We start from the raw sequence: 12017 nt of genomic DNA on the forward strand, positions 1-12017 counted from the left end.
GCCTGTGGGCAAGCCTCAGGCCGGGGAGGGCTCAATGGCTTCGGGACGCGGCATCGGCTTTTGCTCCAGCACTTCTTGCACGATGCCGCGGGCGATCTCGCGTTCGCCCATGATGACGGTGTCGGCGCCGAGGCCTTTGAGATGCTCGACCTCGGCATCGGAATGGGCCCTCGCTATGACGTTGATGCCGGGATTCGCGGCGCGTGCCCTGAGCACGATCTGCCCGGCCTCGAACGCGTTGGGGATGGCAAGGATCAAGCGTTTGGCCCCCTGCGGATTGGCGGCGGCAAACACGCCCCCATTGGCCGCATTGCCGGAGACGATTTCGACGCCGTCGTCTCTGAGCCTCGCCAGCGTCTTGTCGGCGTCCTCGATGACCAGGAAGGGCAGCGATGCCTGTTTCAGCGCCGCGCCGACCAGGCTGCCGACGCGGCCGTAGCCGATCAGGATGGTGTGGCCCGAAAGCGTTGTGCGTGGCGGTGGGCCATTCTCTTTTGCCGCGGCGGCCACCGAGGCCACTTGTCCGGGCTGCGTCGCCGGGCCGACCGGCTTGGCCTCTTCCGGTGGTGCTGCCTTGGCGGCGCGCGCGTCCAGCCATGGCTTCATCCAGTCGAGGGCGAGGAACATCAGCGGATTGACCAGGATCGACAGGATGGCGCCTGCCAGGATCAGGTCGCGTCCCTGTTCGGGCAACAGCTTCAGCCCGACGCCGAGCTCGGCCAGGATGAAGGAGAATTCGCCGATCTGCGCGAGGCTGGCCGAGATCATCAAGGCGGTTCCCAGCGGATAGCGGAAGGCGATGACGATAACGAAGGCGGCCAGCGACTTGCCGATGACGATGATGGCCAGCGTCGCCAGGATCGGCCAGCCATTGCTCATCAGGCTGAACGGATCGAACAGCATGCCGACCGAGACGAAGAACAGCACCGAGAAGGCGTCGCGCAGCGGCAGTGATTCCTCCGCCGCGCGGTGGCTGAGCTCGGATTCGCTCATGATCATGCCGGCGAAGAAGGCACCGAGCGCCAGCCAGACGCCGAACAGTTTGGCGGCGCCGAATGCGACGCCGAGCGCGATCGCCAGCACCGCCAGCCGGAACAGTTCGCGCGAGCCGGTATGGGCGACGTAATGCAGGATCCACGGAATGACCCGGCGGCCGACCACCAGCATGACGATGACGAAGGCGGCGACCTTGGCGAGCGTGAGGCCGACGACGCCCCAGATGCCGTAGCTGGCCGGCAGCGACAAAAGGCTCGCATGGTCATCGACCTGCGGCTGGCCGCCGAGCACGCCGGCCAACGCCGGCAAAAGCACCAGCGCCAGCACCATGGCGAGGTCCTCGACGATCAGCCAGCCGACGGCGATGCGGCCGCGCTCGGTCTCGATCAGCCGTCGCTCCTGCAACGCGCGCAACAGCACCACTGTGGACGCGACGGAAAGCGCCAGACCGAAGACGAGCCCTGCGCCCATCGACCAGCCGAGCATCCAGGCAAGGCCGGCGCCCAGCGCGGTGGCAAAGCCGATCTGGACGATGGCGCCGGGTACGGCGATGGCGCGGACGGAGAGAAGATCCTTCAGCGAGAAATGCAGGCCGACGCCGAACATGAGCAGGATGACGCCGATTTCGGCCAACTCATTGGCAAGACCGGCATCGGCGACGAAACCCGGCGTGTTCGGTCCGACCAGTACGCCGGCGACGAGGTAGCCGACCAGCGGCGGGATGCGAAAACGGTTGGCGAGCGCCCCGAAGATGAATGCCAGCCCCAGACCGGCGACGATGGTGGCGATAAGGGGCGTGTCATGCGGCATTGTCTATGGAGCGCCTTTCGGGAAATGTCGGGTGTGCGCCGCCCGCAGCCGCCGCCTTTGCAATATGGTGGAGGGGGTGCGGGCGACGCAACCCGCAAGACGTAAATTGGTGGCCAGAGGCACCGAAAACGAAAGGCACGCGCAGCAAAACCGCTGCGCGCGCCAATACCGAATGATCGATGAGCGTCACGCCGCCTGCAGCATGGCCTCGATGTCGATCAGCGGGCGGTTGGTCAGTGTCTTTGGGATCTCCGCCTGCACCTTGTCGGTGACTTCCTTGTGCAATTTCTTGCGCATGGTGCCGAGCACCAGCGGTGGCGCGACCAGCACGATGTCGTCGAAGATGCCGTGATGGGCGAGCTTGTAGAGCCGGTCCGCGATCTCTTCGGCAAAGCGTTCCTTGCCCTGCCGGTGCCAGTCGGTTTCCTCAACCGTGCTGCGATGCACGGAGGGGCCGTCATTGTAGCGGCCGGGACTGTCGCTGCCTTGTTCGCGCGTTGTCGGATTGTCCTGGTTCATCTCTTGGAAGAGCTGCAGGTGCGGATAGAGATTGTCGCCCTCGTTCTTCAGGAACAGCGCTTTCTCGCCATCGGCCACCATGACCAGAAGGCCATGTTTCAGGTTGATCTTGCTCATTTGCGGGCTCCTGTTTGAAGGTTCAAATCCAGCCGACGATTGTCTGTTGCGGCAGGGGCAGAACGCGTGGCGAAGCGGGAACGTTCCACTTCGTTCGCCGAGATCGCACGCAGCCATATCGAGCCCGATCTATCGTCCATCGGAGCAATGTCCGAGGTGACGGCTTTAATCTACTAAATTGGTAGAATTTAGAAAAAACAATTTTGCAGCTTGGCCGACTGCCGGATAAAAGAGCCGCAGAACAAGGCCTGCGGCAGTAGCTTGAATCCGCCTGATATGCGGATGTGGAATATTTTTCTCTTGGCCCTTTGGCTTGCGGAAAAGCGATTGCCTCCCGTCAGGGGATGCGCGAGTGGGTTCCTTCAGCTTTTTCGCGTCCGCGCCTAAAACTGCCGAATTGTTCCGGAATCTGTTCGTCATGCCGCACGCCAATCCCAAGCTCACCGCGTTCCCGGTCTTCATGCGGGTCGAAGGCGAAGCCGTGGCCATCGTCGGCGGCGGCGTCGAAGCATTGGCCAAGGCGCGGCTACTTGATCAGTCGAGTGCTGTGCTTCGCATCATCGCCGATGTTGCCGACGCCGAATTGCTGAGCTTCATCGCCACGACCGGCGCCATCCGTATCGACGCCCCCTACGACGCCGCGCATCTCGAAGGCGCGGTCCTGGTGTTTGCCGCCAGTGGCGACGAGACGCTCGACCGCCGCGTCGCCGACGATGCGCGCCGCCTTGGCATTCCGGTCAATGCCGTCGACCGGCCGGAGCTGTGCGATTTCTTCACCCCGGCGCTGGTCAACCGCGCCCCGGTCGCCATCGCCATCGGCACGGAAGGCGCGGGTCCGGTGCTGGCGCAGATGCTGCGCAGCCGCATCGACCGCATGCTGTCGCCGTCGCTCGGGCCGCTGGCAGCGCTTGCCGCCTCGTTCCGGGGTGCCGCCGAAAAGCTGCTGCCGAAAGGCAACGCCCGCCGCCAGTTCTGGAGCAGTTTTTTCCAGGGTGCACCGGCGCGCGCCGTCGAAGCCGGCGAGCTTTCGCAGGCGCATGACGCCGCCGCCGATCTGTTGCTGTCGAAGGCTCCGGCTTCGGGCCATATCGCCCTGGTCGGCGCCGGGCCAGGTGCTGAGGATATTCTGACGCTGCGCGCGCATCGGCTTTTGATGGAAGCCGACGTCATCGTCTATGACGCGTTGGTGCCGGAGGCGATCGTCGCCATGGGCCGCCGCGACGCCGAGCGGCTGCCGGTCGGAAAACGCAAGGGATGCCACACCAAGAGCCAGGCCGAGATCAATGCGCTGCTGGTCGATCTTGGCAGGCAGGGCAAGCGCGTCGTGCGGCTGAAGTCGGGCGACCCGCTGGTGTTCGGCCGCGCCGGCGAGGAGATGGCCGCACTGCGAGATGCCGGCATCGCCTATGATGTCGTCCCCGGCGTCACCGCCGCCTTTGCCGCCGCCGCCGATTTCGAGCTGCCGCTGACGCTGCGCGGCGTCTCCTCGTCGATGGTGTTCACTACCGGCCATGATCTGAAGGGCAATTCGCTGCCGGATTGGGCCAAGCTCGCCATTTCCGGCGCCACCGTCGCCGTCTATATGGGCCGCTCGGTCGCCGCCGAAGTCGCCGGACGGCTGATCGAGGCCGGCCTGTCGCCGGACACGGCGGTTGCCGTGGTCGAGAATGCCAGCTTGCAGAACCGCCGCCGTTTCCACGGCACGCTGGCCGATTTGCCGTCGCTGGAAGAGCGCGCCGATCTGGCCGGTCCGGTGATGACCATCATCGGCGACGCGGTTGCCGGCGCCAACTTTGAACGTTCCGAGCCGCTCGCGGCACATAGTCATGAGAGCGCCGCCAATGCGGCCGACGCAGAGGTCGAGCCATGAAGATACTGACCGCAAACCGCCTCTCCGACGGCATCGCCGTCTGGTACGCCGATGGCGGCTGGGCCGAGACGGTCGACCATGCCGACCTTGCCCATGACCAAGCGGCAGAGGACAGGCTGGAAGCAATCGGCGCCAAGGCCAACGCCAACAATCAGGTTGTCGACGTCAATCTGATCGACGCTGAAGTCGTCAATGGCATCGTCGTGCCGGTGCGGCTGCGCGAAAAGATCCGCGCCGCCGGCCCGACCATCCGGGAAGATCTGGGCAAGCAGGCTGCGCGGGCAGCTTAACAAAATACGGGCGGACGCGCCCTGAAAGACGAAACATGTACCGCTACGATGAGTTCGACCACGATTTTGTCCAGGCCCGCGTCGCCGAGTTCAGCGACCAGGTCGAACGCCGGCTGTCCGGCGAGATCACCGAGGATCAGTTCCGGCCGCTGCGGCTGATGAACGGCGTCTACCTGCAGCTGCACGCCTACATGCTGCGCATCGCGGTGCCCTATGGCACGCTGAACAGCGCTCAGTTGCGCATGCTCGGCCACATCGCGCGCAAATACGACAAGGGCTACGGCCACTTCACCACGCGCCAGAACATCCAGTTCAACTGGCCGGCGCTGTCCGACATTCCGGCGATCCTGGCCGATCTCGCCAGCGTCGAGATGCATGCCATCCAGACCAGCGGCAATTGCATCCGCAACGTCACCGCCGACCATTTCGCCGGCGCCGCCGCCGACGAGGTCGCCGATCCGCGCCCCTATGCCGAGATCCTGCGGCAATGGTCGTCGGTGCATCCGGAATTCTCGTTCCTGCCGCGCAAGTTCAAGATCGCGGTGACCGGGGCCGAGCGCGACCGCGCCGCCATCCAGACGCATGATATCGGTCTGCATCTGAAGAAGAATGCCGCCGGCGAGCTCGGCTTTGCCGTCTATGTCGGTGGCGGCCAGGGCCGCACGCCGATGGTGGCGCGCAAGATCCGCGACTTCCTGCCGGAAGCCGACCTGCTGTCCTACTGCACGGCGATCCTGCGCGTGTACAATCTCTATGGTCGCCGCGACAACAAGTACAAGGCGCGCATCAAGATCCTCGTCCACGAGACCGGCGTCGAGGAAATCACCCGCCAGGTCGAGGCCGAATGGCAGGCGCTGAAGGACGCCGAGCTGAAGCTGCCAGAAGCCGACATCCGTGCCATCGACGCCTATTTCGCGCCGCCGGCACTGACCGCCCGGCCGGAAGGCGACGCGGCGATCAAGCTGGCGCGGCTCGATTCCAAAAGCTTCTCGGATTGGCTCGACCAGAATGTCGTGACGCATCGCCATCCCGACTATGCCGCGGTGACGATTTCGCTGAAAGGCATCGGCGAGGTGCCGGGCGATGCCACGGACAGCCAGATGGAAGCGGTCGCCGACATCGCCGAGAAATACGCGTTCGACGAACTGCGCGTCAGCCATGAGCAGAACCTGATCCTGCCGCATGTGGCGCGCGCCGATCTCAAGGCCGTCTATGATGCGCTGGTCGATATTGGTCTGGCGACGGCCAATTCCAACCTGATCAGCGACATCATCGCGTGCCCTGGCCTCGATTATTGCGCGCTGGCGACAGCGCGCTCGATCCCGATCGCGCAGGAGATTTCGCTTCGCTTCGCCTCGCTGGAGCGGCAGCGCGAGATCGGCGAATTGAAGCTGAAGATTTCCGGCTGCATCAATGCCTGCGGACATCACCATGTCGGCCATATCGGTATCCTCGGCGTCGAGAAGAAAGGCTCCGAACTGTACCAGGTGACGCTTGGCGGATCGGCCGACGAGAACACCTCGGTTGGCGAAATCATCGGCCGCGGCTTCTCTTCGGAAGAGATCACCGACGCCATCGAGCAGATCGTCGACACCTATCTCGGCCTTCGGCTCGGTCCCAGTGAACGTTTTATCGACGCCTACCGCCGTGTCGGTCCCGCGCCGTTCAAGGAGGCGCTCTATGCTGGCGAAACCAAGGCCGCTTGACCGCATCGTCGACGTCGACGACAGCATCGCCGCCAAAGCGGCGGGTTTCGACGCGCTGTATGGACATCTGAGCCCGCTCGACATCATCGAACGCGCGGCGAGCGAATTGTTTCATGACGAGATGGCCGCCGTGTCGTCCTTCGGCGCGGATTCCGCCGTCCTGCTGCATATGATCGCCAAGGTCGACCGCACGCTGCCGGTCATCTTCCTGGACACCGGCAAGCATTTCGAGGAGACGCTGGGCTATCGCGATGCGCTGGTCGCCGATTTCGGGCTGACCAACATCAGGGTGATCAAGCCCGAAGACACGGCGCTCGAGCGGGTCGATCCGACCGGCAATCTGCACCAGAGCAATACCGATGCCTGCTGCGACGTGCGCAAGGTCGAGCCGCTGGCGCGCGGCGTCGCCCCCTTCCGGGCCTGGCTGACCGGCCGCAAGCGCTTCCAGGCGGCGACGCGAGCCGCGCTGCCGGTGTTCGAGGCGGTCGGCCCGCGCGTACGCATCAATCCGCTGGCGCACTGGACGACATCCGACCAGGCTGACTACATGCGCGCGCATGCGCTGCGCGAAAATCCGCTGGTTGCGTACGGCTATCTGTCGATCGGCTGCTTCCCATGCACGCAGCCGGTGCAGCCGGGCGAGGATGCGCGAAGCGGACGCTGGGCCGGTCATGCCAAGACCGAGTGCGGCATCCATCTGTCGGGACTGGAAGTGTCGCTGACCGACGCATCCCTTTAAGCTATGGTGATATTCAGGTGAGGCTGGCCTGCAACGGCGGCTTCCGCTCGGAGGCCGCCGGTTTGGTGTGGACCGGCTTTCGCGGACTTTCGATTTTTAGGGCTTTAGGAATTTTCTATGACTGAACAGACCACAGCGGAGACCCGCCTCTGGACCCGGACGGGTTTTCGCGAAGACGAGTGGACACATGCCGAAAGTGCGGATGCACTGGCGGGCAATGGCCGCTTCATCCTGCCGTTGCAGGCATTTCTCGGCCTCGATGCCGAAGTGCGGCGCTCGGCCAAGGAGCGGCTTGGCGTCGCGCTGCAGCCCGGCGACCAGCTGGAAAAGATTGTGGATCTGCTCGACCAGCTGTCGCTGGTGGCGCTGGCCTTCCCGGCCTTCAGCGACGGCCGCTCGTTTTCCAAGGGCGAATTGCTGCGCAGCCGCTACCATTTCGAGGGCGCGGTCCGCGCCACTGGCCAGGTGCTCGTCGACCAGCTGCCGCATATGCTGCGCCTCGGCTTCGACGAGTTCGAAATCTCCAACCCGGTTCTGCTGAAGCGCCTCGAAGAAGGCCGCACAGGCGGGCTGGGCCTTTACTATCAGCCGACCGAAGCGTCGGAGCCGAAGGGGCCGAAATACTCCTGGCGGCGCGTTCGCAACAGCTGACGCAGCGGTAATTTCGCCTGTCTTTACAAAGACTGTGATCTCTTGGCTGTCCGGACGGAAGTATCCGCCAGGGAGGAAGCCGCGCTGATCGGCGGCAACACCAATGCAGCGACCATCATGATCGCCGAAAAGGCGGCTGACGTGATCAGGGCTGCAAGGTCCTGATGCGGAGCGCAAGGCAACCTGAGCAGATCTTCTGGGAGATGCAGCCGCCCCTTTGGTGCGGCGGTTTATTTCTTGTTTTATGCGATCCCGAGGGAAAGCGCTGCGCGGTTTTCCCGGGAAAACCGCTTCACTTTGCTGGAATGCTTTTAGGCCAAGGCCCGCGCTTCGCGAAACGAGATCAGCTTGCGGCGATTCTCGTCCCATAGCGCCAGCTTGACGCAGCGCAGGCTGTCGAGAAGCGTGACGCGGCCGATGCCGCGCAATTCCGGATAGTCGCGCAGCACTTCCTGCAACCGGTACCCCGGCACCTTGGCGGAGAGATGGTGCACGTGATGGACGCCGATATTGCCGGTGAACCAGTTCAGCACCGGCGGCAAATCGTAATAGGACGAGCCGTGCAGGGCGGCACGCTGGAATTCCCACTCTTCGTCCTTCGCCCATTCCGTCTCCTCGAACTGGTGCTGGACGTAGAACAGCCAGATGCCGGCCGATCCGGCCAGGATCACGATCGGCAAATGGACGATCAGGAAAGCGCCGGGGCCGACCAGCCAGATAAGCAGCGCTGCCGCAACCGCGATGCCGAGATTGGTGGTCATCGACGACACCCAGGGCGTCAGGCCGCCGCGCATCATGCCGACGGGCAGCCTCTGCTCGAAGATGAACAGCCAGATCGGCCCGAGGCCGAACATCACCAGGGGATGGCGGTAGAGACGATAGGCAAGGCGTCCCCGCCAAGACAGCCGGCGGTATTCAGCAACCGTCAACGTCCTGATATCGCCCATGCCGCGCTCGTCAAGATTGCCGGCGCTGGCGTGATGGGTGGCGTGCGCGCGCCGCCAGCAATCGTAAGGGGTCAGCGTCAGCACGCCGAGCGCGCGGCCGATCCAGTCGTCGGCAGTGCGGTTGGCGAAGAAGGAGCCGTGGCCGCAATCGTGCTGGATCATGAAGATCCGCACCAGAAAACCGGCGGCGGGAAGGATCAGGATCAAGCCCCACCAGTGGCCATAGGAATAGGCTGCCGAAGACAGCGCCCACAGCGTAACGAAAGGAATAAGGGTGATGGCGAGTTCAAGAGTGCTGCGTCGCCGGTCGGGCTTCTTGTAGCGCGCCAGGATCTTCAACCAGGCGCGCTTGCTGTTGGCGGCCGTCTCGGGGGAAATCATGTTCATCAGGAAGCATAGGCGGGGCGTCCCGCTGCTGCAAGGAAAAGCTCACGCGAAATTACTGCGCGTAATTGTCGCGCGATTGCATCGCTATTGACGGCGTTGGCCGCCGGCCATGCTGGCTTCTATGCCGTCCAGCCGATCGAGCAGGTCCCGGAAACGGGCGGGAATGTCGGCCTCGGTGCGGAAGGCCGGCAAGGTGCGCAAGAAGCGCGTCGTCGCCTCGGTGCCGAACTGGCGCCTGATGTCGGCGGCGAGCTCTTCGCTTCTGTTGCCAGTATTGCGGTCCATGATCTCAAATCCTGTGTCGGTTTCAAAACTCCTCCAAGCTTTGAATGGTTCCCCATAGCGGGGTATTGGCAAGCAAAGGCTGCCGTTACGGTAAAGTTTGAATTAATTTTGAACGTCCTTGCGCCCCGCACCAAGTCCGACGGGCAGCCCGCAACATTGCCTGCTGTGGGGCGTCCTCCTGGGCTTACCCCTTGATTTTTGGCCGCCAAACCTCGATATCGGGCGCAAATCCAAACCATTCGAATGACGGGAAATGGCGATGAGCGACCAGACAAAAGACGAACGCGCGCCCGAGGATATCGAAACGGCCGAGGCCGAGCGCACGCAAGGCGGCATCGACGGCGACTATGAAGCGCTGGTGCGGCTGCTGAAGGAAAACGAGGAGCTGAAGGACCGCGCGCTGCGCGTCGCAGCCGAGATGGAGAATCTGCGCCGCCGCACCGCCCGCGACGTGCATGATGCGCGCGCCTATGCGGTGGCCAATTTCGCCCGCGACATGCTGTCGGTGTCGGACAATCTGCGCCGCGCACTCGATGCTATCCCCGCCGAGGCGAAAGCGGCCGGAGACGCCGGCTTCAAGGCGCTGATCGACGGCGTCGAGATCACCGAGCGCGCCATGCTGTCGACGCTGGAACGGCATGGGGTGAAGAAGCTTGAGCCGGAAGGTGAGAAGTTCGACCCGAATTTCCACCAGGCGATGTTCGAAGTGCCCAATCCCGATGTGCCGGCCAACACCGTCGTCCAGGTCGTGCAGCCGGGCTATTCGATCGGCGAGCGCGTGCTGCGGCCGGCCATGGTCGGGGTCGCCAAGGGCGGCCCCAAGATCGCGGCCACCGAAGCGCCGGTCGAGCCGGGGCCGGTGAACGAGCAGGCCGAGAAGGATGCGTGAGTAGGGTAGGCAGTAGGGAATAGGGAATAGGGAAGAGGGAATAGGGAAGAGGGAAGAGGGAAGAGGGAATAGGCAGGCGTATCAATCGCGCGGCTTCGTGTTATTCATACTTTCCCTAATTCCCAATCCCTACTACCTCATGTCCCTGACACCCATCGACCTCCTCGACTATGCCGGCGTCGCCGTCTTTGCCGCGACCGGGGCATTGGCGGCTTCGCGCAAGCAGCTCGACATTATCGGCTTCCTGTTTCTGGCCAGCGTCACCGGCATTGGCGGCGGCACGCTTCGCGACGTCATCCTCAACCTGCCCGTCTTTTGGGTCGCCAACTCCGGCTATGTGCTGGTTTGCGCGGCGGTTGCGGTGCTGGTTTTCTTCATCGCTCACCGCGTCGAATCCCGCTGGAAATGGCTGCTCTGGCTCGACGCCATCGGATTGGCGGCCTTTTCCGTAATGGGCGCGGCCAAGGGGCTGGCCATCACCGGCTCGCCGGTCGTCTCCGTTGTTATGGGCGTGTTGACCGCCACATTTGGCGGCATCCTGCGCGATCTGCTGGCCGGCGAGCCATCGGTGCTGCTCAGGCCCGAAATCTACGTCACCGCCGCACTCGCGGGCGCCGGCCTCTACACACTTGGCGATCTCGCCGGCCTGCCGCCGCTCGCCTCGGATGTCGCCGGCTTCGTCGCGGCTTTCCTGGTGCGCGGCGGCGCGCTGAAATTCGGCTGGACCTTTCCGTCCTACAAGAGCCGCCCGGGACGGCGACCGGAGGATATTCCATAGGGAGAGGGATTAGTGAGTAGGAATAGTCAGGAGTCAGGAGTCCCGGCAGCTTCACTACTGCCTACCGCCTACCGCCTACTGCCTACTGCCTCACGCCGCAAAGCGCTGCGCTTCCCCGCCATAATAGTTGACGTAGCGGGCGCCGATTTCCTTGACCGGCATCACCACGAACACATCGACCGTGGAGAACTCACGGTCGATGACGCAGCCGTCACCGATGCGGGCGCCGACGCGCAGATAGCCCTTGACCAGCGGCGGCATGGCCGCGATCGCCGCCTTGGCGTTGACCGCCTCGATCGGCATCAGATCCATCGAGCAATAGCGGCCGGAGACCGCCCGCACATCCCACGCGGAGTTGGTTCGGCAGTGATGGGCAAGGTAGGTGAGCGCCTCGGCATGCGCAGCCGGCACCGTGCCGGGGAACGAGGCACAACCGGTCATCACGCCGATCTCATAGTGGTTGATGTAGGCCCAGATGCCTTGCCACAGCGCCTCGATGGTGCGCTTCGAGCGGTATTCCGGCAGCACGCAGGAGCGGCCGAGCTCAAGGAAGCGCTGGCCGGGATGGCGGGCGATCAGCTTGGTCAGTTCGAACTCGCCTTCGGAATAGAAGCCGCCGGCGGTCGCCGCAATCTCTTGCCGCAGCAGGCGGTAAGTGCCGACGATGCGGCGATGCTCGGGGCCGGAGATCGAGGTGTCAAGCACCAGCAGATGGTCGCACAGCGGGTCGAAGCGGTCGGCGTCGCGCCGGTCCTGCGCCTGGAACAGGTCCTTCCTGGCGCCAAGCTCGTCATAAAACACCCGGTAGCGCACTTCCTGCGCGGCGGCGATCTCGGCCTCATTGCGGGCAAGCCGCACTTCGAGATTGCCGATACGGCCCAGCGGTGCGCCTGTTGCGACGGCATCGGCGTTCCGCGCGGCGAGCAAAGCGCCGCCTGCGCTGGGCCGAGTGTCACATTCCGGCATAACTGTATGCACGAGTGATTCTCCTTCGAGCCATCCCTCTTGGCACGGGGATACGGTGTAGGTGCAA

The 12017-nt window shown here is 64.0% G+C and carries 13 protein-coding genes; 8 read left to right on the forward strand and 5 right to left on the reverse strand.

The features are described from left to right. Nucleotides 1–15 precede the first annotated feature (15 nt). Nucleotides 16–1806 (reverse strand): cation:proton antiporter domain-containing protein, encoded by a 1791-nt coding sequence (locus NKI61_RS13605; protein WP_352839774.1) that lies wholly within the window; start codon nucleotides 1804–1806, stop codon nucleotides 16–18. 186 nt (nucleotides 1807–1992) lie between these two features. After that, on the reverse strand, nucleotides 1993–2442 hold the full coding sequence (locus NKI61_RS13610) for a baeRF12 domain-containing protein (protein WP_352839775.1): 450 nt from the start codon (nucleotides 2440–2442) through the stop codon (nucleotides 1993–1995). Nucleotides 2443–2860: 418 nt separating this feature from the next. On the opposite strand from NKI61_RS13610, the gene cysG reads away from it, so the two are divergent. The 6 genes from cysG (at nucleotide 2861) to NKI61_RS13640 (ending at nucleotide 7863) form a co-directional block, all read left to right on the forward strand. After that, nucleotides 2861–4312 (forward strand): siroheme synthase CysG, encoded by a 1452-nt coding sequence (cysG, locus tag NKI61_RS13615; RefSeq protein WP_352839776.1) that lies wholly within the window; start codon nucleotides 2861–2863, stop codon nucleotides 4310–4312. Continuing rightward, on the forward strand, nucleotides 4309–4602 hold the full coding sequence (locus NKI61_RS13620) for a DUF2849 domain-containing protein (RefSeq protein ID WP_023691980.1): 294 nt from the start codon (nucleotides 4309–4311) through the stop codon (nucleotides 4600–4602). The genes cysG and NKI61_RS13620 overlap by 4 nt, the downstream gene beginning before the upstream one ends. 35 nt (nucleotides 4603–4637) lie before the next feature. Beyond that, entirely contained in the window at nucleotides 4638–6308 is a 1671-nt protein-coding gene (locus tag NKI61_RS13625) for a nitrite/sulfite reductase (RefSeq protein WP_352839777.1), read from the forward strand. Beyond that, nucleotides 6283–7047: a phosphoadenylyl-sulfate reductase gene (locus NKI61_RS13630; RefSeq protein WP_352839779.1), complete on the forward strand. Its 765-nt coding sequence runs from the start codon at nucleotides 6283–6285 to the stop codon at nucleotides 7045–7047. The genes NKI61_RS13625 and NKI61_RS13630 overlap by 26 nt, the downstream gene beginning before the upstream one ends. A 117-nt stretch (nucleotides 7048–7164) precedes the next feature. Next, a complete protein-coding gene (locus NKI61_RS13635; protein ID WP_352460462.1) occupies nucleotides 7165–7698 on the forward strand; it encodes a DUF934 domain-containing protein in 534 nt (177 codons plus the stop codon). 42 nt (nucleotides 7699–7740) lie between these two features. Next, nucleotides 7741–7863 (forward strand): hypothetical protein, encoded by a 123-nt coding sequence (locus NKI61_RS13640; protein ID WP_023728539.1) that lies wholly within the window; start codon nucleotides 7741–7743, stop codon nucleotides 7861–7863. Between the two features lie 146 nt (nucleotides 7864–8009). Here the strand turns inward: NKI61_RS13640 and NKI61_RS13645 are convergent, their stop codons facing one another. Together NKI61_RS13645 and NKI61_RS13650 are read right to left on the reverse strand one after the other, a co-directional pair. Then, nucleotides 8010–9032, reverse strand: coding sequence for a fatty acid desaturase (locus NKI61_RS13645; RefSeq protein WP_352460464.1), 1023 nt, complete (start codon nucleotides 9030–9032; stop codon nucleotides 8010–8012). An 84-nt stretch (nucleotides 9033–9116) separates the two neighbouring features. Continuing rightward, a complete protein-coding gene (locus NKI61_RS13650) occupies nucleotides 9117–9317 on the reverse strand; it encodes a hypothetical protein (RefSeq protein WP_023669766.1) in 201 nt (66 codons plus the stop codon). Between the two features lie 259 nt (nucleotides 9318–9576). Here NKI61_RS13650 and grpE point away from each other — a divergent pair, with 259 nt between their 5' ends. Beyond that, nucleotides 9577–10206, forward strand: coding sequence for a nucleotide exchange factor GrpE (gene grpE / locus NKI61_RS13655; protein ID WP_023691975.1), 630 nt, complete (start codon nucleotides 9577–9579; stop codon nucleotides 10204–10206). 145 nt (nucleotides 10207–10351) lie between these two features. After that, nucleotides 10352–10984: a trimeric intracellular cation channel family protein gene (locus NKI61_RS13660; protein WP_023744087.1), complete on the forward strand. Its 633-nt coding sequence runs from the start codon at nucleotides 10352–10354 to the stop codon at nucleotides 10982–10984. A 90-nt stretch (nucleotides 10985–11074) separates the two neighbouring features. Here the strand turns inward: NKI61_RS13660 and olsB are convergent, their stop codons facing one another. Beyond that, nucleotides 11075–11950 (reverse strand): l-ornithine N(alpha)-acyltransferase, encoded by an 876-nt coding sequence (gene olsB / locus NKI61_RS13665; RefSeq protein ID WP_023683057.1) that lies wholly within the window; start codon nucleotides 11948–11950, stop codon nucleotides 11075–11077. Nucleotides 11951–12017 lie beyond the last annotated feature (67 nt).

It is taken from the genome of Mesorhizobium sp. M0514 (genome assembly GCF_040321145.1).
Taxonomy (GTDB): domain Bacteria; phylum Pseudomonadota; class Alphaproteobacteria; order Rhizobiales; family Rhizobiaceae; genus Mesorhizobium.